This is a genomic window from Paenarthrobacter sp. 4246 (assembly GCF_040546855.1).
Taxonomy (GTDB): Bacteria; Actinomycetota; Actinomycetes; order Actinomycetales; family Micrococcaceae; genus Arthrobacter.
In genome coordinates this window covers 192,758-215,555 of record NZ_JBEPOP010000005.1, presented here as the reverse complement: position 1 = coordinate 215,555, position 22,798 = coordinate 192,758, and the positions used below count along the sequence as shown (strand labels likewise).

The following is a 22,798-nucleotide window of genomic DNA, read 5'->3' as shown; positions in this document are numbered from 1 at the left end:
ACCTGTCCCATTAAACAGAACTGCCCGGCCTGAGGGGCGCATTCACTCCTCAGACCGGGCAGTTTCGCTTTACTTGCGTTCGAACGCCTGCTTGATCAGGGCATCCTGCTCAGCGGCGTGGCGCTTCATGGAACCGGCAGCCGTGGAGGCAGATGCCGGACGCGACACCAAACGGAGCTTGCGGTCAAGCTCCGGTGCCAGGTTCAGGCCCATGAACGGCCACGGACCCTGGTTGGCAGGTTCGTCCTGCGCCCAAACAATGTCAGCGTTCGGGTACTTGGCCAACTCTGCGTCAATCTCAGCCTTGGGCAGGGGGTAAAGCTGCTCAACGCGGATGATGGCAGTGGAGGTATCGCCGGACTTCTGTCGGTTGGACAGGAGGTCGTAGTACAACCGGCCCGAGACCAGGATGACGCGGTCCACGTTGGCAGGCTGAACCTCGGGATCGGCAATAACCGGCCGGAAGCCACCCGTAGTGAAGTCTTCGACGGCGGATGCGGCGCCCTTGAGGCGGAGCAGCTGCTTCGGCGTGAAGATGATCAACGGCTTGCGCGGACGGCTGTAGGCCTGGCGGCGCAACAGGTGGAAGTGCGAGGCAGCGGTGGTGGGGTTGGCCACGATCATGTTGTCCTCGGCGCACATCTGGAGGAAACGCTCAATGCGTGCAGAGGAGTGGTCCGGTCCCTGGCCTTCATATCCGTGCGGAAGCATGAGCACCAGCGAGGAGCGCTGGCCCCACTTTTGTTCCGCCGAGGAAATGAACTCGTCAATGATGGTCTGGGCGCCGTTGACGAAGTCACCGAACTGCGCTTCCCACAGGACCAAGGCATCCGGGCGCTCCACCGAGTAGCCGTATTCGAAGCCCATGGCTGCGTATTCGGAGAGCAGGGAGTCATAGATCCACAGCTTGGCCTGGTCATCGGAAAGGTTGCCCAGCGGCAGCCACTCGTTGCCGTTGGCGCGGTCGTGGAATACGGCGTGACGCTGCACGAACGTGCCGCGGCGGGAATCCTGTCCGGCCAACCGGACCGGCACGCCCTCCATAATCAGCGAGCCAAAGGCTGCGATCTCGCCGAAGCCCCAGTCAATACCGCCTTCACGGGACATCTGCTCACGCTTCTCCAGGAGTTGCTTCAGCTTGGAGTGGACCGTGAAGCCATCCGGAATTTCCAGGTGCGCCTTGCCGATGCGGGCAAGCGTCTCAGCGGAAATGGCAGTGGATGCCGGGGAGTTGGTCCCGAAGTCGGCCTGCTGCGCGATGGGACGCTCGATGTCCGAGACAGCTGCGGAATCCGCCGTGATGATCGGGATCGGCGAGGTCTGCGCTGCGTGCGTCTCAGCGAAGACGCGCTCGAGGCGCTCCTGGTAGTCGCGGAGCAACTGCTCTGCTTCTTCCTCGGTGATATCTCCACGGCCGATGAGCGACTCGGTGTACAGCTTGCGGACGGAGCGCTTGGCTTCGATCAGGTTGTACATGAGCGGCTGCGTCATTGAGGGGTCGTCGCCCTCGTTGTGGCCGCGACGGCGGTAGCAGACCATGTCGATGACAACGTCCTTGTGGAAACGCTGCCGGAACTCGTAGGCGAGTTGTGCAACACGCACCACGGCCTCGGGGTCGTCGCCGTTCACGTGGAACACCGGTGCCTGGATCATCTTGGCGACGTCCGTGGAGTACGTGGACGAGCGCGATGACGACGGCGCCGTGGTGAAGCCAACCTGGTTGTTGACGATCACGTGGATGGTACCGCCGGTGCGGTAGCCGCGCAGCTGCGAGAGGTTGAGGGTTTCAGCCACAACACCCTGGCCGGCGAACGCGGCGTCACCGTGGACCATGATGGGCAGGACCGGGAAGGACTCGCCCTGATCCAGCCTGTCCTGCTTGGCACGGACGATGCCCTCAAGCACGGAGTCCACAGCTTCGAGGTGGGACGGGTTGGCGGCGAGGTAGACCTTGGTCTGTTTGCCGTTGTCCGAGGTGAAGGTGCCTTCCGTACCGAGGTGGTACTTGACGTCACCGGAGCCCTGCACGGAGCGTGGGTCCTGGGTGCCTTCGAATTCGCGGAAGACCTGCGCGTAGGTCTTGCCGGCGATATTGGTCAGCACGTTGAGGCGGCCGCGGTGGGCCATGCCGATGGCAACTTCGTCCAGACCGTCGTCGGCAGCGTCCGAGATCACGGCGTCGAGCAACGGAATCAGCGATTCGCCTCCCTCCAGGGAGAAGCGCTTCTGACCAACGAACTTGGTCTGCAGGAACGTTTCGAAAGCTTCTGCTGCGTTGAGCTTGGAAACGATGCGCAGCTGCTCTTCACGGCTCGGCTTGGAGTAGGGGTGCTCCAGCTGGTCCTGGAACCATTTGCGTTCTGCAGGTTCCTGGATGTGCATGTACTCGATGCCCGTAGTGCGGCAGTACGCGTCACGAAGGACCCCGAGGATGTCGCGGAACTTCAGCTGCGGCTTGCCGCCGAACCCGCCAGTGGGCCATTCGCGGTCCAGGTCCCACAGGGTGAGGCCGTAGGTGAGGACGTCAAGGTCCGGGTGCTTGCGCTGGACGTACTCCAGGGGATCGGTGTCCGCCATCAGGTGACCGCGGACGCGGTAGGAGTGGATCAGCTGCTGGATGCGGGCAACCTTGTTGATCTCGTCGGCAGGATCCACCTGGAGGTCCGGGCTCCAGCGGACGGGTTCGTAGGGAATACGCAGGGCTTCAAAGATTTCGTCATAGAAGTTCTGCGCACCAAGCAGGAGCTGGTGGACAAGCTTGAGGAACTCGCCGCTGCCGGCGCCCTGGATGACACGGTGGTCATAGGTGGACGTCAGCGTGAGGATCTTGCTGATGGCGTTCTGGGCGATGATCTTCTCGCTGGCGCCCTGGAACTCCGCGGGGTAGTCAAGGGCACCGACGCCGATGATGGCGGCCTGGCCCTTGGAGAGGCGAGGCACGGAGTGCACGGTACCGATGCCACCGGGGTTGGTCAGGGAGACCGTGGTGCCGGCGTGGTCATCTGCCGTCAGCTTGCCGTTACGGGCGCGCTTGATCAGGTCCTCATAGGTGTGCCAGAACTCAGCGAAGTCCATGGTCTCGGCCTTCTTGATGTTGGGAACCATCAGGAGGCGGGTGCCATCGGGCTTGGGCATGTCAATGGCGATGCCGAAGTTGACGTGTGCGGGCTGCACAGCACTGGGCTTGCCATCGATTTCGTCGTAGTAGACGTTCATCGATGGGAACTGGGACAACGCACGGACAACGGCGTATCCGATGAGGTGCGTAAAGGAGACCTTGCCACCGCGGGCACGGGCAAGGTTGGAGTTGATGACCACCCGGTTGTCGATGAGCAGCTTGGCGGGAACTGCGCGGACACTCGTGGCGGTAGGTACTTCAAGGCTTGTCACCATGTTGGTGGCGATGGCCTTGGCCGGACCCCGGAGGACTGAAACTACATCTTCCTCAGGTGCCGTGGGCGCCTTGGTGCTCTTGGGCAGCTGGGCAGGAATGGGCTGTGCCGTGGTTCCGGCTGCGGGCTTCTTTGCTCCGTCCCGGGCAACGGTGGCCGGTGCTTTCTTCGCCGGGGCGGGTGCCGCCGGTGCAGCCGGTTCCGCGGCAGCGGCAGGAGCGGCCGGCGCCGGTGCCGGAGCCGCTGCAGCCGGAGCTACCACGGGAAGTACTTGGGTGGGTGGATTGGCAGCTGAAGGAGCTGCGGAGGTTCCGTTGGAAGAAGTGCCGTCAGCAGAAGCAAAGGATTCGAAGAGCGGCCACCACTTGGTGTCGACCGAATTCTTGTCCTGTTGGTACCGCTCGTACAGTTCGTCAACGAGCCACTCGTTTCCGCCAAATTCCTCTGGTAGACGGTGGCTGGGCTGCTCTGGCACTTGAAATACGCCTCTTCCATGAGTGTTGTTTTCCCGCTGGCCAAAGTTGCTTTTCCGCAACGATGGGACAGGGTCCGGGTCCCGCGAACTCAGACCCCTGACAGTCTAGTTAGGATCGTTGGTTAACTGCCAATAGTGGTGACCTAAATCATGTTGCGGCTGACTTAGTGGGCTGCCACTCCTTTTTTGTCGCAGAGGCTGGCCTGCTGTTGGAGGTGCCCGGGGGCTGGAATGTAGACTGAAAGTCTTATGGACAGTAAATCTAGGTGCCGGCCTGGGAACTGTCGGGGGAGCCAATCTGGCAACTCCGCACAGCGCGCCCGTCGAGCCGGCAATACCCGTTCACATGCCCATCACGCGCCGGTGCTCAGAGCCGGTGGTTCCTCGGACCATGCGTCCGCGGGACCCGACCAGCCTCCGCCGGGGCGAATCCCCGCGCTGAAGGCACCCTCCCCATTGCACGCGCCCACTCATGGAGTGATGCGCTAAGTGGAATGGATTCTTCTCCTAGCCGGCTTTGCCTTGATCCTGGGTACCGGCTTCTTTGTAGCAGTTGAGTTTTCCCTGGTTGCGTTGGACCAAGCCAGCGTTCAGCGTGCGGTTGACAACGGCGATCATGCTGCCGCCCCGCTGCTCAGGTGCCTTAAATCGCTGTCCACGCAGCTTTCCAGTTGCCAGCTCGGGATCACCCTGACCACGCTGCTGACAGGCTTCGTCATGGAACCCTCCTTGGGGCAACTTCTTGGGGGGCCGCTTGCGTCCCTGGGACTTGGCCCGGATGCAGCCCATTCAGTGGCTTTGATCCTGGCGATGGCTGTCGCCACCCTCTTGTCGATGCTGATCGGCGAATTGGTACCCAAGAACATGGCTATCGCCCTTGCGTTCCCTCTGGGCAAACGCCTTGCCCGCCCCCAGCTGATGTTCACGGCCGTTTTCAAGCCTGCCATCGTGGTTCTTAACGGGTTCTCGAACAAAGTGCTGAATCTGTTCGGCCTTGAAGCCAAGGAAGAGATCTCCGGGGCAAGGACCCCCGCAGAGCTGGCCTCCTTGGTGAGGCGCTCCGCTGAGCTGGGGACTTTGGACGCCGGGACCGCCAACTTTGTTGCCCGCACCCTGAACTTCTCCGGGCGCACGGCAGCAGACGTCATGACACCGCGTATCCGCATGGAAACGATCGATGCCGACCAGCCTGTGTCCGACATCCTCGACGCCGCACGGCGCACCGGATATTCGCGGTTCCCCGTTATCGGTGATTCCACGGACGACATCCGCGGCGTGGTGCACGTCAAGAAAGCCGTGGCTGTCCCGGCAGAGCGCCGGGCCAAGCTTGAGGCCGGTGCGATCATGACCGATGTCCTGCAGGTTCCCGAAACCATCCACCTGGATGCGCTGCTTTCCGAGTTGCGCGAGGGCAACCTGCAGTTGGCCGTGGTGCTGGACGAGTACGGCGGAACCGCAGGAATCACCACCCTCGAGGACCTTGTGGAAGAGATTGTCGGTGAGGTCGCTGACGAGCACGATAAGGTCCGCCCGGGAGTGCTGCAGAGCGCGTCCGGCGACTGGTACTTCCCGGGGCTCTTGCGGCCGGATGAGGTTTCCGAGCAGATACCCAACCTCACAGTGCCTGACGAGTCTGCGTATGAGACTGTGGGCGGCTACGTCATGAGCCAGTTGGGTCGCATTGCCAGGACGGGCGACGTCGTGGACACGGTAGGCGGGACGCTCACGGTGACCAGGATGGATGGTCGAAGGATCGACCGGATCTGTTTCCATCATGTGGAGTCGGATGAGTCCACTCCGGAGGACGCAGAGAATCCGCGTCATGAAGCGGGGGCCGTATGAGCGACTGGGTAGGAATTGTCTGGCTCGTGGTTCTCCTGATCGGCAACGCTTTCTTCGTCGGTGCCGAGTTTGCTGTCATGTCTGCTCGGCGCAGCCAGATCGAGCCCTTGGCCGAAGCCGGATCAAAGCGCGCGCAGACAACATTGCGCGCCATGGAGAACGTTTCGTTGATGCTTGCCTGTGCTCAACTGGGCATCACCGTCTGTTCCCTGTTGATCCTTCAGGTTGCCGAACCAGCCATCCATCACTTGTTGGCCGAGCCCCTTGAGCTGGTGGGCGTTCCGGTTGAGCTGGCGGACATCATCGCCTTTGCGATCGCCTTGCTGTCCGTCACGTTCCTGCATGTCACTTTTGGCGAGATGGTTCCCAAGAACATCTCGGTTTCCGTGGCCGATAAGGCCGCACTGCTGTTGGCCCCGCCGTTGATGTTCATTGCACGCCTGGTGAACCCCATCATCTGGACCCTGAACTGGCTGGCCAACCACATCCTGCGGTTGATGAAGATCGAGCCAAAGGACGAGGTGTCCTCCTCGTTCACGCTTGAGGAAGTGCAGTCGATCGTCCAGGAGTCCACGCGCCATGGCTTGGTGGACGACGAAACTGGCTTGTTGAGCGGTGCACTGGAGTTCTCGGAGCACACGGCCTCGCACATCATGGTTCCCTTGGACAAATTGGTGGTGCTCAAGACTGCCTCTACTCCGGTGGACCTGGAAAAGGCGGTCAGCCGCACTGGATTCTCCCGTTTCCCTATGGTGGACGACGACGGCGAACTCGCCGGCTACCTGCACGTGAAGGACGTCCTGTCCATCCCGGACGAGGGTCGCAGGCATCCCATTGCCGAAGGGCGGATCCGCTCGTTTGCCAACCTTGCGCCGGACGACGAAATCGAGCAGGCCATGTCCGTGATGCAACGGACAGGATCGCACCTGGCCCGTGTCATTGGCGCCGACGGCGAGACCCAGGGCGTCCTCTTCCTGGAGGACGTCATTGAACAGTTGGTTGGTGAGATCCGCGACGCTACGCAGGCGACCGGTATCCGCCGCTACGGAGATCAACAGGTCAAGTAACACCGCGGAAAGGGCCGGCGCCGATCGCACGTGATCGGCGCCGGTTCGCTCTAAATAGGAATCATTCCCATTTAGAGCTACACTTGAGTCTGCCAGTAATTGTGTTTGATTCTCATTTTGAGTAGATCCGAGGTTCTCGTGCGTCGTTCCGCCGCCCGCCTGTCCATGGCCGCTTCCGCAGCCCTTGCCGCCCTGTTTCTTTCTTCCTGCGCGGGGACAGCAGGGGCAAACGAATCGTCGTCGTCAGGTGCCATTGAAGTAGTCACCTCGACGAATGTCTACGGCGATGTTGTGAAGGCAATTGGCGGGGACAAAGTCAATGTGAACGCCATCATCACCAAGACCAGCCAGGACCCGCACTCCTATGAGGCAAGCGCCCAGGACAAGCTGGTCATTTCCAAGGCCAAGCTCGTGGTGGAGAACGGCGGAGGCTATGACGAGTTCCTCCACAAAATTGCTGATGAGACCAAGGTTGGCCACGAGAACATGATCAGCGCCGTGGAAATCTCCGGGCTCGCCCCCGAAGAAGAAGCCCACAGCGGGGAATCCCACGGCGAAGAAGGCCACACCCACAACCACGGCGAGTTCAATGAGCACGTCTGGTACAGCTTGGACACCATGGGCAAGCTCGCCGATGCAGTTGCTGCCAAGCTTGGCAGCCTTGATGCGGGATCGGCCGCGACCTTCACAGCCAATGCCGAAGCCTTCAAAACCAAACTCGCCGACCTCACCGGAAAACTCGACGCCGTCAAGGCCGCAAACGACCATGCGCCGGTAGCTGTCACGGAGCCCGTGCCCTTGTACCTGCTGGAAGCTGCGGGCCTGGAAAACAAGACTCCGGAGGCTTACAGCGCTGCCATTGAAGAGGAAACAGATGTCCCGGCCGCCGTATTGAAGGAAACCACGGACCTGGTCACTGCCAAATCCGTGCGGTTCCTGGCGTACAACGAGCAGACCGAAGGGCCGCAGACTGAATCCGTCAAGCGGGCCGCGGAAGCTGCGGGCGTGCCAGTGGTGAACTTCACCGAGACACTGCCTGATGGCAAGGATTACGTCCAGTGGATGTCCGACAACGTGGAGTCGGTCTCTTCTGCACTCAGGAAGTAGCATTTCCCGACACCCGGTATGCGGTGAAGGGCCCTGCCAACGTCCTAAGATATTGAGGATGGCTGCGGGGCCTTTTGCCTGCCACCAGCACGGCCGCGAATGCCAGCGGCACCACTGACTGCGTCCCCAGCGACGCATGGATCGAGGACAACTTTTGACACCGGTAGTGAGCCTCCGTGGAGCGAGCCTTCAGTTCGGCAAGAGGGCGCTCTGGCGGGATCTCGACCTCGACATCAATCCCGGCGAGTTCTTCGCTGTCCTGGGTCCCAACGGCAGCGGCAAGACCAGCTTCCTGAAGGTTCTCCTTGGGCTGCAGGAACTGCATTCAGGGACTGTCTCCCTGGGGGGCCATCCGGTGGAGCGAGGCAGCAAGCGGATCGGCTACATCCCGCAGCAAAAGTCGTTTGCTCCAGACACACCCTTGCGCGCACGGGACCTGGTGGGCTTGGGGATCGACGGGCACAGGTGGGGCATGCGGCTCTCGGCCGGCAAGGTCAACCCGAGGATTGACGAACTACTCGAGCTGGTGGGGGCTTCCGACTACGCGAAGGTGCCCGTGGGGCAACTGTCCGGGGGCGAGCAGCAACGGCTCAGGGTTGCACAAGCACTGGCCACGGAGCCGCAGGTCCTGCTGTGCGACGAACCGCTCCTTTCCCTGGATCTGCACCACCAGCAGGGCGTCAGCTCGCTGATCAACAAGCAATGCCATGAGCGGAACAGTGCAGTGGTTTTCGTGACCCACGAGATCAATCCGGTGATCGACTACGTTGACCGGGTCCTCTACCTTGCCGGCGGCCAATTCCGTGTGGGTACGCCCCAGGAAGTCATGACCACGGAAGTCCTTTCGGAGCTGTACAACAGCCATGTGGAGGTTATCCACGCCAACGGAAGGATCGTCGTCGTCGGTCTTCCTGACGCAACGACGCACTTCCATGACGATGCCCATGCAACCGCCGGGGAGGAGTTCTAGATGGACCTCGACACCATTCTGCAGACCATTTTCAACTTCGAGAACTACGGCGAGTTGCTGGTCCTCGTCCAGAACTCCATCTGGGCTGGAGCCGTGCTGGGGCTGCTGGGCGGGTTGGTGGGCACGTTCGTGATGAAGCGGGACCTGGCTTTCGCTGTCCACGGCATTTCTGAACTGTCCTTTGCCGGCGCTGCTTTTGCCTTGCTGATCGGCGCCGACATCATCTTTGGCTCCTTGGTCGGCTCAGTGGCTGCCGCTGTGTTGCTGGGCTTCATGGGCGTCCGGGCACGGGACAAGAACTCCATCATCGGTGTCATCATGCCGTTCGGCCTGGGGCTGGGAATCCTTTTCCTGGCACTCTATGAGGGCCGCGCGGCCAACAAGTTCGGACTGTTGACCGGTCAGATTGTTTCAGTGGACACCGTGCAGCTGCAGGTTCTTGCAGGAACTGCAGTGGTGGTGATGATCGCCCTGGCGGCAATCTGGCGGCCGCTGAGCTTTGCCAGCGTAGACCCTGAAATGGCGGAAGCAAGGGGTGTTCCGGTTCGTGGCCTGGCCATTGGCTTCATGGTGCTGCTGGGTGTCAGCGTTGCGCTGTCCATCCAGATAGTTGGCGCCCTGCTGGTCCTCGCGTTGCTGATTACGCCGGCAGCAGCTGCGCTTAGGGTGACCACCTCACCCCGGCTGGTGGTAGTGCTGAGCGTGGTTTTCGCTATGACGGCTACCGTCGGCGGAATCCTGCTGGCCCTCGGCAGCCGGATTCCCATCAGCCCGTACGTCACCACGCTGTCATTCCTGATCTACGTGGTGTGCAGGGTGATTGGACGGGTCAGGGCCAACAGGGGCCTCAATGGCAGGGTGTCGCGGGACCAGCCGGCAGGCGCCCTCTAGAGAGTCCCGGCTGCCTTCTTCGCAGTGCATTCGGGGCACAGCCCGAAGATTTCCACGGTGTGGGCCACCTCAGTGAAGCCATGTTCCGACGCCGTTCGTGCTGCCCACGTCTCGACGGCGGGCGCCTCCACTTCAACTGCCTTGCCGCAATTGCGGCACAGCAGGTGGTGGTGGTGGCCGGTGACGTTGCAGCGGCGGTAGACCGCTTCACCTTCACCGTTGCGGAGGACATCAATAAGTCCGTCGTCGGCCAACGACTGAAGGATGCGGTATGCGGTGGCCAGGGACACCGAAATGCCCTTGTTTTGCAGCAGGCGGTACAGCTCCTGGGTGCTGACGAAGTCATCCAATTCGTCCAGTGCGGCGCTGACGGCCAAGCGCTGCTTGGTAACGCGCTGCTCCTTGACGCCGCTGCTGGCCGGCGCCGAGGGGCCGGTCGTGGCGGAATTGGTGCCGTGTGGCATTGAAGGACTCACTTCCCTGGGGATGCTGGCAAAGCCCAATTTTACCAGCAGGACAGGCTTGGAAACTGTCACCGCGTGGTCCTAGGCTTTGGTCATGTTGCTCACCAAATACACCCACGCCTGTGTCCGGTTGGAGAAAGATGGGAACGTTCTGGTCATCGATCCCGGGACATTCTCCGAGTCCGGGGAAGCGTTGACCGGCGCCCATGCCGTCCTCATTACACACGAGCACAATGACCACATCGACCGGCCCGCCTTGGTGTCCGCGCTCCGGAGCAACGCCGGGCTTGAGGTCCATGCCCCCGCCGGGGTTGCCGCAGCCCTGCGGGAGGAAACCGACGTCGCAGTCCGCGTCCACACGGCTGAGCCGGGCTCCAGCTTCGACGCCGCAGGGTTCAGCGTGCGCACGTTTGGCGGCCAGCACGCAGTGATCCATGCACAGATCCCGGTGGTGGCCAATATCGGGTACCTGATCGATGACAACGTGTTCCACCCCGGGGACTCTTTCGTGGTCCCGGACGGGATTGACGTCAAGACCCTTCTGGTGCCCATCCATGCCCCATGGTCAAAGGTGGGGGAGGTTATCGATTTCGTGATCTCGGTCCGTGCTCCCCGGGCGTTCCCGGTCCATGACGCCCTGCTTAACGAACGGGGACGGGGCATTGTGGAAGGCCACGTGACCCGTATCGGCGCCCGCTACGGGACCAGCTATCAGCGTCTTGCACCACGCGACTCGGTAGAGGTCTAGCCGGTCCACACCCCTGTGCGGTGGAACCGCTCCAGTACTGCCTCGTGCGGTGCGGGGTCCAGCCCCTTCGCCGCAAGCCACCCGGCGTCGTAGTAGCTGCCCGCATAGCGGTCGCCGCCGTCGCACATCAGCGACACGATGCTGCCCCGTCGACCCTCGGCGACCATCCGGGCCACCAATTGCCACACGCCCCACAGGTTGGTCCCGGTGGAGGGCCCGGCATGCAGTCCTGTGAGCTTCCGGAGGTGGCGCATGGCCGCCACCGAGGCGGCATCCGGCACCTGGATCATGTGGTCGATGACCGCGGGCACGAAACTCGGCTCGGATCGTGGCCGGCCAATGCCTTCGATCCTGGATGGCTGGCCTGTTGCCGCAGCGGCGTCTCCGTCGCGCCATGCGGGGTAGAAGGCCGAGTTTTCCGGGTCCACCACGGCAAGGAGGGTTGAGTAGCGGTTGTACCGAAGATAGCGGCCAATGGTGGCGCTGGTTCCACCGGTGCCCGCTCCTACGACTATCCACTCCGGGACAGGGTGTTCCTCAAGTGCGAGTTGGTCGAAAATCGACTCGGCGATGTTGTTGTTGCCCCGCCAGTCCGTGGCGCGTTCTGCGTGCGTGAATTGGTCCATGTAGTAACCGCCGGAGGTTTTCGCGGTCTCTTCGGCCACCGCATACACCTCGGAGGCGTGGTCCACCAGCAGGCAGGCACCACCGAATTCCTCGATCAGGGCGATTTTTTCCGGGCTGGTGGTTTTTGTCATCACCGCTATGAAAGGCAGTCCGATAAGCCGGGCAAAATAGGCCTCGGAGACCGCCGTGCTGCCGCTTGAGGCCTCAACGATGGTGGTGTCCTCAGTGATCCAGCCGTTGACCAGGCCGTATAGGAACAAGGACCGTGCAAGGCGGTGCTTGAGGCTGCCGGAGCGGTGCGTCGATTCGTCCTTCAGGTACAGCTGGACGCCCCAATGGTCCGGGAGTGGGACCGCATAAAGGTGCGTGTCCGCCGAACGGTTGTTCTCGGCCTCGATTTTGCGGATGGCCTCGCTGGCCCACGCCCTGTCCTGAATGCATGAATTGCTCACCGGATAAGCCTAGGCTGGAAACCGGGCGCCGGCAGCAACAGAGCCCATGCCGCAGGAATGAAGGAGAAAAGATGTCCACGCTGATGAGTCCCCCCGAACTGCGCAATCGCCTCGATTCAGGTGAGCGGACAGTGCTTCTGGATGTCCGCTGGGTGCTCGGCCGGACGGACGGGCACAGCGAGTACCTGGCGGGGCACCTTCCCGGCGCGGTGTTCGTGGACCTCCCCACAGAGCTTGCCGACCATGCGCAGCCCGGCCATGGCCGGCATCCGCTGCCATCCACCCAACGGTTCCAGGGCGCGGCCCGGCAATGGGGCATCAACGACGGCGATACCGTGGTTGCGTACGACAACAGCGGTGGCATGGCCGCGGCCCGCGTTTGGTGGATGCTGCGAAATGCGGGCTTGGAATCTGTCTACCTGCTCGACGGCGGCCTCGCCGCCTGGCGAGCCGGCGGTCACCCGGTGGAGACAGGTGAGGTAAGGCCCGTCGTCGGAAGTGTTTCCCTGGGCGAGGGAGGCCTGCCGGCAATCGACGAAGCCCAAGCCGCACAGTGGCACCAGGGCGGAGTTCTGCTTGATGCCCGGGCGGGGGAGCGCTACCGGGGCGAAACAGAGCCGATTGATCCGCGGGCAGGGCACATCCCCGGAGCCGTGAGCGCTCCCACCACAGAGAACCTCGCAGCCGACGGAACGTTCCTGCCGGCCCAAGAGCTTCGCCGCCGTTTCGAAGCGTTGGGCGTGGATGGCTCGTCCCCTGTGGCGGTCTATTGTGGATCCGGCGTCACAGCGAGCCATGAAATCGTGGCGCTGCACATCGCCGGATACGACGCCGCCCTGTACCCGGGGTCCTTCTCGCAGTGGTCCAACAACCCCGACAACCCGGTGGCCGTGGGCAGTGAGCCGTCGAATGAAGGCTCTGGCGACGGCGTGGGACCGAGTGGCAGAAGCGCCGCTGCCGGGAGTAGCGTCGGATCATGACTCCAGGACGCCCCGTGCCCCCGCCCCTTGCCAAACCCATCACCCTGGACACCGGTGAAACCGTAAGCACCACCCTGGTTGCTGCGTACGGTGCCACGTCCCCGGACAGCGGCTTGGTGCCACTGACCCTTTCGAGGCGGGCACCCACCGCAGATGACGTAGAGATCGCGATTGAGTTTTGCGGGCTGTGCCACTCCGACGTCCACGCGACGCGCGGTGAATGGCGGGTTCCTCCGTACCCTCTGGTTCCAGGTCATGAAATTGTTGGCCGGGTAACCCGCGTGGGCTCCGCCGTGAAGGAATTCACGCCGGGCGACCACGTCGGTGTCGGCTGCATGGTGGACTCCTGCCGCGAATGCGAGAGCTGCCTTGACGGACTGGAGCAGTACTGCGAGCGGGGCAACATCGGCACGTATGGGGCCGCAGACCCCCGTCACGGTGACGCCATCACCCAAGGCGGCTACTCGACGTCTGTAGTGGTGGACCGGCGTTTCGTGCTGCGTGTTCCCGACGCCCTTGAACCGGCAGCGGCAGCCCCTTTGCTGTGTGCCGGGATCACCACATACTCTCCGCTGCGGTATTTCGATGTGGAAGAAGGCGACGCCGTGGGCGTGGTGGGCTTGGGTGGCCTGGGACATATGGCCGTAAAGATCGCCAAGGCCATGGGGGCGGAAGTGACAGTTTTCACCACCTCTGAATCCAAGTTTGACGCTGCCCGGGAGCTGGGCGCCGACCACGTGGTCCTGTCCAAGGATGCCGATGCCATGGAAGCGGCCAACAGGAGCATCGACGTCATTATTGACACTGTTGCTGCACCGCACGATCTCAACCCCTACTTCCGCACGCTTCGCCTGGACGGGGCGCTCTTCCAGCTGGGCCTGCCCTCGGATGAGATGCCGCCGGTCAGCCCCGGACTGCTCATCCGCCGCCGGCTCGCCTATGCAGGCTCGTTGATTGGCGGCATCGAGGAAACTCAGGAAATGCTGGACTTCTGTGCGGAACACGGTGTTGCCAGCGACATCGAAATGGTACGGGCCGACCAGCTGAACGAGGCCTACGACCGCATGGTGGCCGGTGATGTGAAGTACCGTTTCGTGCTGGACACCTCAACACTCCAGGACCCATCCGAAAGGGCAGACGCATGAGCACACTGTTCACCAAAATCATCAACGGGGAGATTCCGGGCCGCTTCGTCTGGAAGGACGCCGAAGTGGTGGCTTTCCTGACTATTGCACCGCTGACGCAAGGGCACACGCTGGTGGTGCCGCGTGAAGAAGTAGATTCATGGACCCACGCGCGTCCCGAACTTCTGGCAAAGGTCATGGATGTTGCGCAAAGCATCGGAAAGGTCCAGGAGGACCTGTTTGACGCCAAAAGAGTAGGCGTCCTGATGGAAGGCTTTGAGGTGGACCACTTGCATGTCCACGTGTGGCCGGCCTATTCCACTGCAGACTTCGAGATCCACAACGTGGACCACAATCCGGATCCCGCCGTCATGGATGCCACGGCCGTGAAGCTTCGTGCTGCCTTGCGTTCGGCAGGGCATGGCGATGCTGTTCCGCAGGACTAAGACCTTCAACAACGTTAACCCGGCGGTGCTGAATCAGCGCCGCCGGGTTTTTTGATCGATGCTAGGCCGGGGCGAGCGCCTGGTTCAGCACCGTACGGATGCGTTTCTCCGAGACGGAGTAGGCGGTTCCGAGTTCTACGGCGAAGAGGCTGACCCGCAGTTCTTCGATCATCCAGCGCACCCGTGTTAACTCTGTGCCCGCGCGGCGTCCGGGGAGGAGGGCGGACACGGCGTCGTCATAGTCATCCTCCAGCGCTTGCACGATCGCCATGTTCAAGCCGTCCCGCTGCACGTTGCCGGGGAGCTTTTCCAGCCGCTTCTCGATCGCCTGCAAGTATCGCGGCAACTGGCTGAGCTGTGCGTAGCCCGTCTGTGCCACAAAGCCCGGGAAGACCAACTGCTCCAGCTGGGACTTCATGTCGTTGAGGGCGCTGATCAGCGGCAGGCTGGCGTTGGACTTCAGTGCCTTTTGGATGCGCCGCGTACTAGCCAGAACACGTTCGACGACGGCAGTCACCGCAAACACGGTGTCGATCAGTTCCGCACGGACCACTTCATACAACGCATCGAAGGACTTCCTGTTCCACGGCAGGTCCTGGGGTGTCAGTTTGTCGATGGCGGCCAGGGCGCAGTCCGCGATCAGGGCACTGACAGATCCGTGCGGATTCTGGCTGAACGTCAGCTTCTCCACATTGCTGAGATGCTCCAGCACGTAGCGGTCAGGAGGCGGAATCCTTAGTGCCAGAAGCCTGATAACGCCGCCACGCATAGCGGCTTCCTGTTCGGCCTTGGTCTGGAAGACCCGAAGGGCCACGGACTTGCCTTCATCAACCACCGCGGGGAAGCCGGTGACGTCGTGGCCCTTGACGGTGCGCGTTACTTGCCGTTCCACGGTCCCGAAGTCCCACTCCGTGATTCCGCTGCGTTCAGCTACAACGCCATCGGGACTTCCGGTGGACGAAGCCTTGGCAGTAGCCCCTTGACCATTCGCCAGGCCAGTTGCTCCCGGACCCTTGCCGGCCTTGGCCGGTGCCGTGGTGGCAGGGGTGGCGCCGAGCGATTCGGCGATGGCGCGGCGAGTGGCGGGGGCAAGCTTTTCCTGGAGTTCAGCGAGGTCCTTGCCTTCGTCCAGGACTTTGCCCTTGCTGTCCACCACCTTGAAACTCACGCGCAGATGCGGCGGCACGGCATTCCAGTTCCAGGAACCGGGCGGAATGACGTGTCCGCGGAGCCGGCGGAGCACCAGTTCCAAGGAAGGCTCCAGCTCATCGGTCGCGGGGTCAAAGTCCGTTTCCAGTGCCGCGGTTGCCTGCCGGGCCACGTCAGGGGCCGGGACGAAGTTCTTCCGCACCTGTTTGGGCAGCGACTTGATCAGGGCGGTGACCAGTTCTACCCGCTGGCCCGGAATCTGCCAACGGAATGGGGCGTCGTCCAGCTGGTTGAGGAACAGCACAGGAACCTCGGCGGTGACGCCGTCAGATGGGTTGGGCGCGGACCCCGGTGCCACGGGATGGAACTCGTAGCTCAAGGGGAGCTCGAAGCCCTTGTGCAGCCAGGTCTTCGGATAGGCGGAGTCGTCCAAGGCATCTGCGTCTTCACTCATCAGCAGGGATTGGTCGAAGTCCAACAGTGCGGGATCGGCCTGTCGGGCGTCCTTCCACCACTTATCAAAGTGCCTCTCGGAGACCACTTCCTTGCCCACGCGTGCGTCGTAAAACTCGAAAAGCGTTTGATCGTCCACCAGGATGTCGCGGCGCCGCATGCGGGTCTCGAGCTCTTCGATTTCCTGGAGCAGGGCACGGTTGCGGTGGAAGAACTTGTGATGGGTCTTCCATTCGCCCTCCACCAGTGCGTGGCGGATGAACAGTTCGCGGGAGAGCTCGGGATCCACCCGTCCGTAGTTGACCCTGCGGTTGGGAATGATGGGGACACCGTAAAGGGTGACCTTCTCGTGGGCCATAACGGCGCCTTGCCGCGAGGACCAGTGAGGTTCGCTGTAGGACCGTTTCACCAGGTCGGGAGCTACCTGTTCAGCCCACAGGGGATCGAACTTGGCGGCGACCCTGGCCCACAAGCGGCTGGTTTCCACCAGTTCCGCGGCCATGACATAAGCAGGAGACTTCTTGAACAAGGCCGAGCCGGGGAAGATGGCGAAGCGGCTGCCACGCGCACCGGCGTACTCGCGCTTGCGCTCATCAAGGAGCCCAATGTGGCTCAGCAACCCCGAGAGCAGGCTGATGTGGATGCCCTCATAGTTGCCCACAGGATCGGCTTCACGCTTGTTGTCCAGCGCGATGCCCAGTGGCTTGGCCAGCTGCCGTAGCTGGGTGAAGAGGTCCTGCCACTCGCGGACTCGCAGATAGTTGATGAACTCGTTGCGGCAGAGCTTGCGGAACTGGGTGGAGGACAGCTCGCGTTGCTTTTCCTGGATGTAGTTCCACAGGTTGAGGAAGCCCGTGAAGTCCGAGATCTCATCGCGGAAGCGTGCGTGCTTTTCCGAGGCCAGCTGCTGCTTGTCCGTCGGCCTTTCCCGGGGGTCCTGGATGGTGAGCGCAGCGGCCAGGATCATGACTTCGCGGACGCAGCCACGCTTGCCTGCCTCAACGATCATTCGGCCGAGGCGGGGATCAACCGGCAGTTGGGCCAGCTTCTGTCCCACGGCGGTGAGGCCGCTGCCGCTGCGGCCGCCCGCTCCTGCGTCTGTGGACTTGGGCGAACTCAAGGCACCGAGTTCGCGCAGGAGGGTCACGCCGTCGTTGATTGCCCTGGAATCCGGCGGTTCCACAAAGGGGAAGTTCTCCACGTCCTTGGGGCTGCGGGCAACGCCCATAGCGGTCATCTGGAGGATGACCGCGGCGAGGTTGGTTCGAAGGATTTCCGGGTCCGTGAACAGCGGACGCGACTCAAAGTCCTCCTCTGAGTACAAACGGATGGCGATGCCTTCGGACACGCGCCCGCAACGTCCTGAGCGTTGGTTGGCCGACGCCTGGGAGACGCGCTCGATCGGCAGGCGCTGGACCTTGGTCCGGTGGGAGTAGCGCGAAATACGTGCGGTGCCGGTGTCGATCACGTACTTGATGCCCGGGACGGTCAGCGACGTTTCAGCAACGTTGGTGGCCAGGATGATGCGCCGTTTGCCCCCCGGATTGAAGACCCGGTGCTGTTCCTGCAGGCTCAGCCGCGCAAAAAGCGGCAGTACTTCGGTCCCGGCGAGGCGACGGTTGCTCTGGATGCGGCCGTTGATGGCCTCGGCGGCGTCGCGGATTTCGCGTTCACCGGAGAAGAAGATGAGGATATCGCCGGGAGCTTCCTTGGCGAGCTCGTCCACTGCGTCGCACACCGCGTCCAGGGGATCCCGGTCTTCTTCCAGTTCATCGTCGGAGGTGTCCTCATCCCCGCCGGCAGGCTGGGACAATGGCCGGTAGCGGATTTCCACCGGATATGTCCGGCCGGAAACTTCAATGATGGGCGCTGGGTCTTCCTCGCTCCCGAAGTGCTTGGCAAAGCGCTGGGGATCGATGGTGGCCGAGGTGATGATGATCTTGAGGTCCGGGCGCTGGGGGAGGATGCGTTTGATGTACCCCAGGATGAAGTCGATGTTGAGGCTGCGCTCATGGGCTTCATCGATGATGATGGTGCTGTATTTGCGCAGCAGCTTGTCCCTTTGGATCTCCGCGAGGAGGATGCCGTCGGTCATCAGCTTGATCTTGGTGGACGCGCTGACCTCACCGGTGAAGCGGACCTGGAAGCCCACCTCCTGGCCGATCTCTACGTCCAGTTCCGAGGCAATGCGTTCTGCGACAGTACGGGCTGCCAGACGGCGCGGCTGGGTGTGCCCGATCAGGCCCTTGTCTCCAAGGCCAAGTTCGAGGCACATTTTGGGGATCTGGGTGGTCTTACCGGAACCGGTCTCGCCGGCGATGATGGTCACCTGGTTTGCGGCAATGGCCGCCATCAGATCCTCGCGGCGCTCGGATACGGGCAGCTCAGCGGGGTAGGAAATATGAAGTGTCATGGCTGCTGCCAGTCTACTGTGGCCACGGTTCCCCGTCCGCTGTGTCCGTCACAGTCCCCGCCGCCGCGGTGAGCCGGTGGGAGAGGTGGCGGGCGAATGACCTGAATTCTTCCGGTTCCAGGATCTCGAAGTCCATGTCCAGCGCGGCAAGATAGGCGGCCGGTGCAGCAAGGTTGTCCCACCCGGAACGGAGGATGGTTGCTGCCGGACCGTCAGCGGTCAGCGTCGCGTACTGCGAACTGACGACGGCGGCCACCTCCGCGAGCGGCGCGCGGAGCCGCACCACGACGTCGAACCTGTACGGGGAACGGGTGATGGACTGCTGCACGTAGGCTGCAAGGTCTTCGGCAGGCAAGGGACGGGGACTGTACTTTTTGCGTTCGGACGGCAAGGAAGCAAAACGATCCGCGCGGAAGGTTCGCCAGTCTTTCCGTTCCACGTCCCAGGCCACCAGGTACCATCGGCGGCCGGTGTCCACCAGCCGGTAGGGTTCCACGAGGCGACGTGCAGATTCGCCGTCGGACTTGACGTAGTCAAAAGAGATCTGGCGCCGGTCCGATATCGCGGCTGAAACCACCGTCAGCTGTTGTGGATCAACCGTGGCCGCGTTGCTGGGAAGGGTGGTCACTGCTGCTTTCAGCATGGCGAACTTCGGGCGCAGCCGGGAAGGCAAGACTTGTTCCAGTTTTGCCAGGGCACGAACGGAGGCCTCGCCAATGCCGGCGACAGGCCCCGCAGCTACGGAGTTCAACCCCAGGGCAACTGCCAGGGCTTCGTTGTCGTCCAGCAGCAGAGGAGGCAGCTGCGCGCCGGCCCCCAATTGGTAACCGCCTGCGATGCCCGGGGATGCGTGGATGGGATATCCCAGGTTGCGGAGCTTGTCGACATCGCGGCGCACGGTCCGTTCGGTGACTCCCATGCGGTCCGCCAGAGCTGGACCAGTCCATTCCCGGCGCACCTGCAACAGTGACAACAGCTGGAGTAGGCGGGCAGAGGTTTGGATCATGCAAGTGAATCTAGTCCATGTGGCATCGGCATTGATGCCTGTCCCACCACCTGCGGCAGACAGAGGGACGCCCGCCGTTCGGGGAATCTGCGCAGAATTCCGTGAACGGGTGGGCGTCGGGTGGACAACGTGGGTTGCCGGCGTTGGCTGGCAGGGTTGGTTTTGACGAAGGTGTGCAGTGGCCCGGCATGTCTTAGTAGATGCGAGGGTTCCAGTACGGGGTACTGGGAGCGTCGAAAGCGCTCCAGGGTTCCTTGGACTGGATGGGAGGGTTATGGCCGCGGCCATCCTTCAGCAGGGCTGAAACAGTGGCTGCGACGGCGGTGATGAGGACTATGAAGAGGATGATTCCGAAGATTTCCATGCCTCCAGCCTGCTCCTGTGGAAGGTCAAGAAACAGTGGCAGAAATGCCCCATTTGGATAATTTTCTGCCACACTGGAGATATGTTGAAATCAGTGGCGGTGATCGTTGTTCCCGACTTCTCGATCTTCGAATTTGGCACGGCTTTCGAAGTGTTCGGCATTGACAGATCGGATCGGGGCGCCGGAGTTCCGGCCTTCGACTTCCGGGTATGCGCGCCGGAGCCGGGGGACATCCGCATGAAGTCCGGGCTGTCCCTCCACGTCAACCTGGGCTTGGAAGCTGCCGCCGACGCGGACCTCGTCATCATGGCGCCTTTCGGCCGGGACAAGGACGTCCCCGAGTCGGTCATGGAGGCTCTGCGGGCAGCCCACGCACGGGGAGCGTGGGTGATGTCCATCTGCTCCGGGGCCTACGCGCTGGCCCGTGCTGGATTGCTGGAAGGGCGGCGGTGCACCACGCATTGGCACTATTCACAGGATCTGTCCAGCCGGTACCCCGGGGCCATCGTGGATGAGAACGTCCTCTACGTGCAGGACGGAACCATCATCACCAGCGCAGGCACTGCGGCCGGCATCGACGCCTGCCTCCACCTGGTTCGCGTCGAATTGGGAGCCAACGTAGCTGCCGCCATTGCCCGGGACATGGTGGTTCCGCCGCACCGGGACGGCGGCCAGGCCCAGTTTATTGACCGGCCCATGCCCCGGTGTGGATCTGCGCCCATGGAGGCACTCCTCCGGTGGATGGTTGAGCACCTCGATGAGGAACACAGCGTGAACGAGCTGGCGGCCCGCCTCCACATGTCACCGAGGACCTTCGCCCGCCGCTTCAGGGCAGAGACGGGAACTACTCCAGCTGCCTGGCTGAATTCGCAGCGGGTGCTCAGGGCCCAGGAGCTCCTGGAGACCACGGAGCTGAACATCGACGAAATTGCCAGGGAAGCGGGGTTCGGACATTCCGTGCTTCTCCGCCACCATTTCACCAAGGTGCTCGATACCAGCCCACAGAGTTATCGCCGTGCGTTCCGTGGGCAGTTGGCCGAGGCCATTTAGGGACGCGCTGCGTTGAGTACACCCTGGGCTTCAGCGTCTGCTTCCCAGGCGGCCGCGGGACTCAGAGCCCTCCGCTTTGGCGCATTCCACCAGTTCCTGCCAGGGCCCGGTGACGGCGCGGTCCGGGAGGGTGGCCCGGCGTTGGCCTGCCCTGATGGAGTACATGAACTTGTCCGGTTGGTTGGCCGCCCGTGACTGGCTCTTGGCTTCCTCCCAAGGGCAGGCCTCTACCATCGGAACCCATCGTTCCTTGTCGTCGGGGGAGACCGCGTCCACGCTCCAGACGCGCGTCATCGCTGCAATTCCCCCACTGCGTTGGACGGTGATCTTCATGGCCGGCTGCTTCTCGTTCGACGTTTCCTCGTCAGTCAGCCAGCGGTCCGCACCAAGCCGTCCGGTCCGCCAACCGACTTAAACCTTGACCTTCACAGTCTCCCACGCCTTGAGGACGGCGTCATGCTCCGCAGAACCGGAGCCGAAGAGTTCCTCGGCGGTAGCCACGGTGGTCTTCGCAAACTTCCCAAAAGTGCAGGTCGCGGGGAGGGAGCCGCTGGTCAACGTCCCGTACCAGATCTGGCCGGGCGCCTCCCACGCATTGCCACCGAGTTCCGAGGCCACCACGTAGAAAGCCTTGTTGGGGATGCCGGAGTTGATGTGCACTCCACCGTTGTCCGCACTGGTGCGCACGTAGGTGTCCATGGAGTCCGGCTGGGGATCCTTGCCGAGGACGTCGTCGTCGTAGGCGGTGCCCGGCGCCTTCATGGAGCGCAAGGCAGCGCCTTGGACCTGGTCCGTGAAGAGACCCTCGCCGATGAGCCAGCTGGCTTTCGATGCAGCCTCCTGCTTCAGGTACTGCTCCACGAGGACACCGAAGACGTCAGACATGGACTCGTTGAGTGCACCGGCCTGGTTCCGGTAGGCCAGGTTGGCCGTGTATTGGGTCACCCCGTGGGCGAGTTCGTGGCCGATAACACTGACGGACTTGGTGAAGCGTTGGAAGATCTGGCCGTCGCCATCGCCAAAGACCATTTGCGATCCGTCCCAAAAGGCGTTGTCGTAGAGCTTTCCGTAGTGGACAGTTGCATCCAGGGCAAGGCCAGTATCATCGATGGAGTCCCTGCCGAAGATTTCCGCATACAGGCGGTGTGTGCTGCCAAGGCCGTCGTAGGCCTCATCGGCTGCCACGTCCCCGACGGGCCCGGCGCCTTCTTTGCGGACAACACGGCCGGGCAAGGTCTCTGTGGATTCGGCATCGAAAATAGTCCGTTTGGGCGGGCCCGGCTTTGCCTGGCGGGCGCTGGGCGGCGCCGCCGGGATGGGTGCTGTACGGATGGCCTGCAGGTCTTTGATGTGCAGCAGCGACTCCTTTGCTGCCCTGGCCACCGCCCGCAGCCGTGGCTCGCTCTGGGCGGCAATCCTGCGAAGCATGTACGGAGGAACGATCGAGCACATCACGGCAAACCCCTTTGGCTATCGGAAAGACCAACTGGATTCAGCCTAAAAGCAGCCGCCGACAATATTGCGGTGAACGCCCGGCAAGCCCCGAACTGATAGCCGGCGCCGGCACACAAAAATACCCCGCCAGTTCACTGGCGGGGTATTCGTTGTGCCCTCGATAGGATTCGAACCTACGGCCTTCTGCTCCGGAGGCAGACGCTCTATCCCCTGAGCTACGAGGGCATCCAGGGTTCCCTCCGTTGCCGGTGGGACGTCCTAGAGCTTAGCAGTCACTGCGCCGCAAATGAAAACCCGACGCCCCAGCGGCGATCCCCGCCATG

General features: G+C 62.5%; 18 protein-coding genes and 1 tRNA gene. 10 read left to right on the top strand and 9 right to left on the bottom strand.

Annotated features, from left to right (window positions below):
• Positions 1-69 precede the first annotated feature (69 nt).
• Positions 70-3,867 (bottom strand): multifunctional oxoglutarate decarboxylase/oxoglutarate dehydrogenase thiamine pyrophosphate-binding subunit/dihydrolipoyllysine-residue succinyltransferase subunit, encoded by a 3,798-nt coding sequence (locus tag ABIE35_RS11375; protein WP_089595569.1) that lies wholly within the window; start codon positions 3,865-3,867, stop codon positions 70-72.
• A 489-nt stretch (positions 3,868-4,356) separates the two neighbouring features.
• On the opposite strand from ABIE35_RS11375, the gene ABIE35_RS11370 reads away from it, so the two are divergent.
• The 5 genes from ABIE35_RS11370 (at position 4,357) to ABIE35_RS11350 (ending at position 9,744) form a co-directional block, all read left to right on the top strand.
• On the top strand, positions 4,357-5,709 hold the full coding sequence (locus ABIE35_RS11370; RefSeq protein ID WP_354514967.1) for a hemolysin family protein: 1,353 nt from the start codon (positions 4,357-4,359) through the stop codon (positions 5,707-5,709).
• Complete coding sequence (locus ABIE35_RS11365) at positions 5,706-6,776, top strand: hemolysin family protein (protein WP_354514965.1); 1,071 nt, start codon at positions 5,706-5,708, stop codon at positions 6,774-6,776. The genes ABIE35_RS11370 and ABIE35_RS11365 overlap by 4 nt, the downstream gene beginning before the upstream one ends.
• 105 nt (positions 6,777-6,881) lie before the next feature.
• Positions 6,882-7,883, top strand: coding sequence for a metal ABC transporter solute-binding protein, Zn/Mn family (locus tag ABIE35_RS11360; RefSeq protein WP_354514963.1), 1,002 nt, complete (start codon positions 6,882-6,884; stop codon positions 7,881-7,883).
• Between the two features lie 136 nt (positions 7,884-8,019).
• Complete coding sequence (locus ABIE35_RS11355) at positions 8,020-8,853, top strand: metal ABC transporter ATP-binding protein (RefSeq protein WP_354514961.1); 834 nt, start codon at positions 8,020-8,022, stop codon at positions 8,851-8,853.
• A complete protein-coding gene (locus tag ABIE35_RS11350) occupies positions 8,854-9,744 on the top strand; it encodes a metal ABC transporter permease (RefSeq protein ID WP_089595564.1) in 891 nt (296 codons plus the stop codon).
• On the opposite strand, the gene ABIE35_RS11345 is transcribed toward ABIE35_RS11350, so the two are convergent.
• Positions 9,741-10,208: a Fur family transcriptional regulator gene (locus ABIE35_RS11345; protein WP_354515219.1), complete on the bottom strand. Its 468-nt coding sequence runs from the start codon at positions 10,206-10,208 to the stop codon at positions 9,741-9,743. The two genes, ABIE35_RS11350 and ABIE35_RS11345, sit on opposite strands and share 4 nt — an antisense overlap.
• Positions 10,209-10,302: 94 nt before the next feature.
• Between ABIE35_RS11345 and ABIE35_RS11340 the strand changes: the two genes are divergently transcribed.
• Positions 10,303-10,956, top strand: coding sequence for an MBL fold metallo-hydrolase (locus ABIE35_RS11340; protein ID WP_354514960.1), 654 nt, complete (start codon positions 10,303-10,305; stop codon positions 10,954-10,956).
• Here ABIE35_RS11340 and cds1 read toward each other — a convergent pair.
• Entirely contained in the window at positions 10,953-12,035 is a 1,083-nt protein-coding gene (gene cds1, locus ABIE35_RS11335; RefSeq protein ID WP_354514958.1) for an L-cysteine desulfhydrase Cds1, read from the bottom strand. The genes ABIE35_RS11340 and cds1 overlap by 4 nt on opposite strands.
• Positions 12,036-12,106: 71 nt before the next feature.
• Here cds1 and ABIE35_RS11330 point away from each other — a divergent pair, with 71 nt between their 5' ends.
• Genes ABIE35_RS11330 through ABIE35_RS11320 form a run of 3 tightly spaced genes read left to right on the top strand, consistent with a single transcriptional unit; the run spans position 12,107 to position 14,585 of the window.
• A complete protein-coding gene (locus ABIE35_RS11330) occupies positions 12,107-13,015 on the top strand; it encodes a sulfurtransferase (RefSeq protein ID WP_354514957.1) in 909 nt (302 codons plus the stop codon).
• Positions 13,012-14,160 (top strand): NAD(P)-dependent alcohol dehydrogenase, encoded by a 1,149-nt coding sequence (locus ABIE35_RS11325; RefSeq protein WP_354514955.1) that lies wholly within the window; start codon positions 13,012-13,014, stop codon positions 14,158-14,160. The genes ABIE35_RS11330 and ABIE35_RS11325 overlap by 4 nt, the downstream gene beginning before the upstream one ends.
• Complete coding sequence (locus ABIE35_RS11320; RefSeq protein ID WP_354514953.1) at positions 14,157-14,585, top strand: HIT family protein; 429 nt, start codon at positions 14,157-14,159, stop codon at positions 14,583-14,585. Before ABIE35_RS11325 ends, ABIE35_RS11320 begins: the two co-directional genes overlap by 4 nt.
• 61 nt (positions 14,586-14,646) lie before the next feature.
• Here ABIE35_RS11320 and hrpA read toward each other — a convergent pair whose 3' ends face one another.
• The 3 genes from hrpA to ABIE35_RS11305 all read right to left on the bottom strand — a co-directional run bounded on the left by hrpA (position 14,647) and on the right by ABIE35_RS11305 (position 19,970).
• A complete protein-coding gene (hrpA, locus tag ABIE35_RS11315; protein WP_354514951.1) occupies positions 14,647-18,600 on the bottom strand; it encodes an ATP-dependent RNA helicase HrpA in 3,954 nt (1,317 codons plus the stop codon).
• A gap of 13 nt (positions 18,601-18,613) precedes the next feature.
• Positions 18,614-19,606 carry a helix-turn-helix transcriptional regulator gene (locus tag ABIE35_RS11310; RefSeq protein ID WP_354514949.1) on the bottom strand — a complete coding sequence of 331 codons (993 nt, stop codon included), beginning with the start codon at positions 19,604-19,606 and terminating at the stop codon, positions 18,614-18,616.
• A 193-nt stretch (positions 19,607-19,799) separates the two neighbouring features.
• On the bottom strand, positions 19,800-19,970 hold the full coding sequence (locus tag ABIE35_RS11305) for a hypothetical protein (protein ID WP_198318235.1): 171 nt from the start codon (positions 19,968-19,970) through the stop codon (positions 19,800-19,802).
• Positions 19,971-20,051: 81 nt separating this feature from the next.
• Here ABIE35_RS11305 and ABIE35_RS11300 point away from each other — a divergent pair, with 81 nt between their 5' ends.
• Positions 20,052-21,020, top strand: coding sequence for a GlxA family transcriptional regulator (locus ABIE35_RS11300; RefSeq protein ID WP_354514947.1), 969 nt, complete (start codon positions 20,052-20,054; stop codon positions 21,018-21,020).
• 30 nt (positions 21,021-21,050) lie between these two features.
• On the opposite strand, the gene ABIE35_RS11295 is transcribed toward ABIE35_RS11300, so the two are convergent.
• The 3 genes from ABIE35_RS11295 to ABIE35_RS11285 all read right to left on the bottom strand — a co-directional run bounded on the left by ABIE35_RS11295 (position 21,051) and on the right by ABIE35_RS11285 (position 22,700).
• Positions 21,051-21,353, bottom strand: coding sequence for a protealysin inhibitor emfourin (locus tag ABIE35_RS11295; RefSeq protein ID WP_354514945.1), 303 nt, complete (start codon positions 21,351-21,353; stop codon positions 21,051-21,053).
• Positions 21,354-21,431: 78 nt separating this feature from the next.
• On the bottom strand, positions 21,432-22,472 hold the full coding sequence (locus ABIE35_RS11290; RefSeq protein WP_354514943.1) for a M4 family metallopeptidase: 1,041 nt from the start codon (positions 22,470-22,472) through the stop codon (positions 21,432-21,434).
• Positions 22,473-22,627: 155 nt separating this feature from the next.
• A tRNA-Arg gene (locus tag ABIE35_RS11285) sits at positions 22,628-22,700 on the bottom strand.
• Positions 22,701-22,798 lie beyond the last annotated feature (98 nt).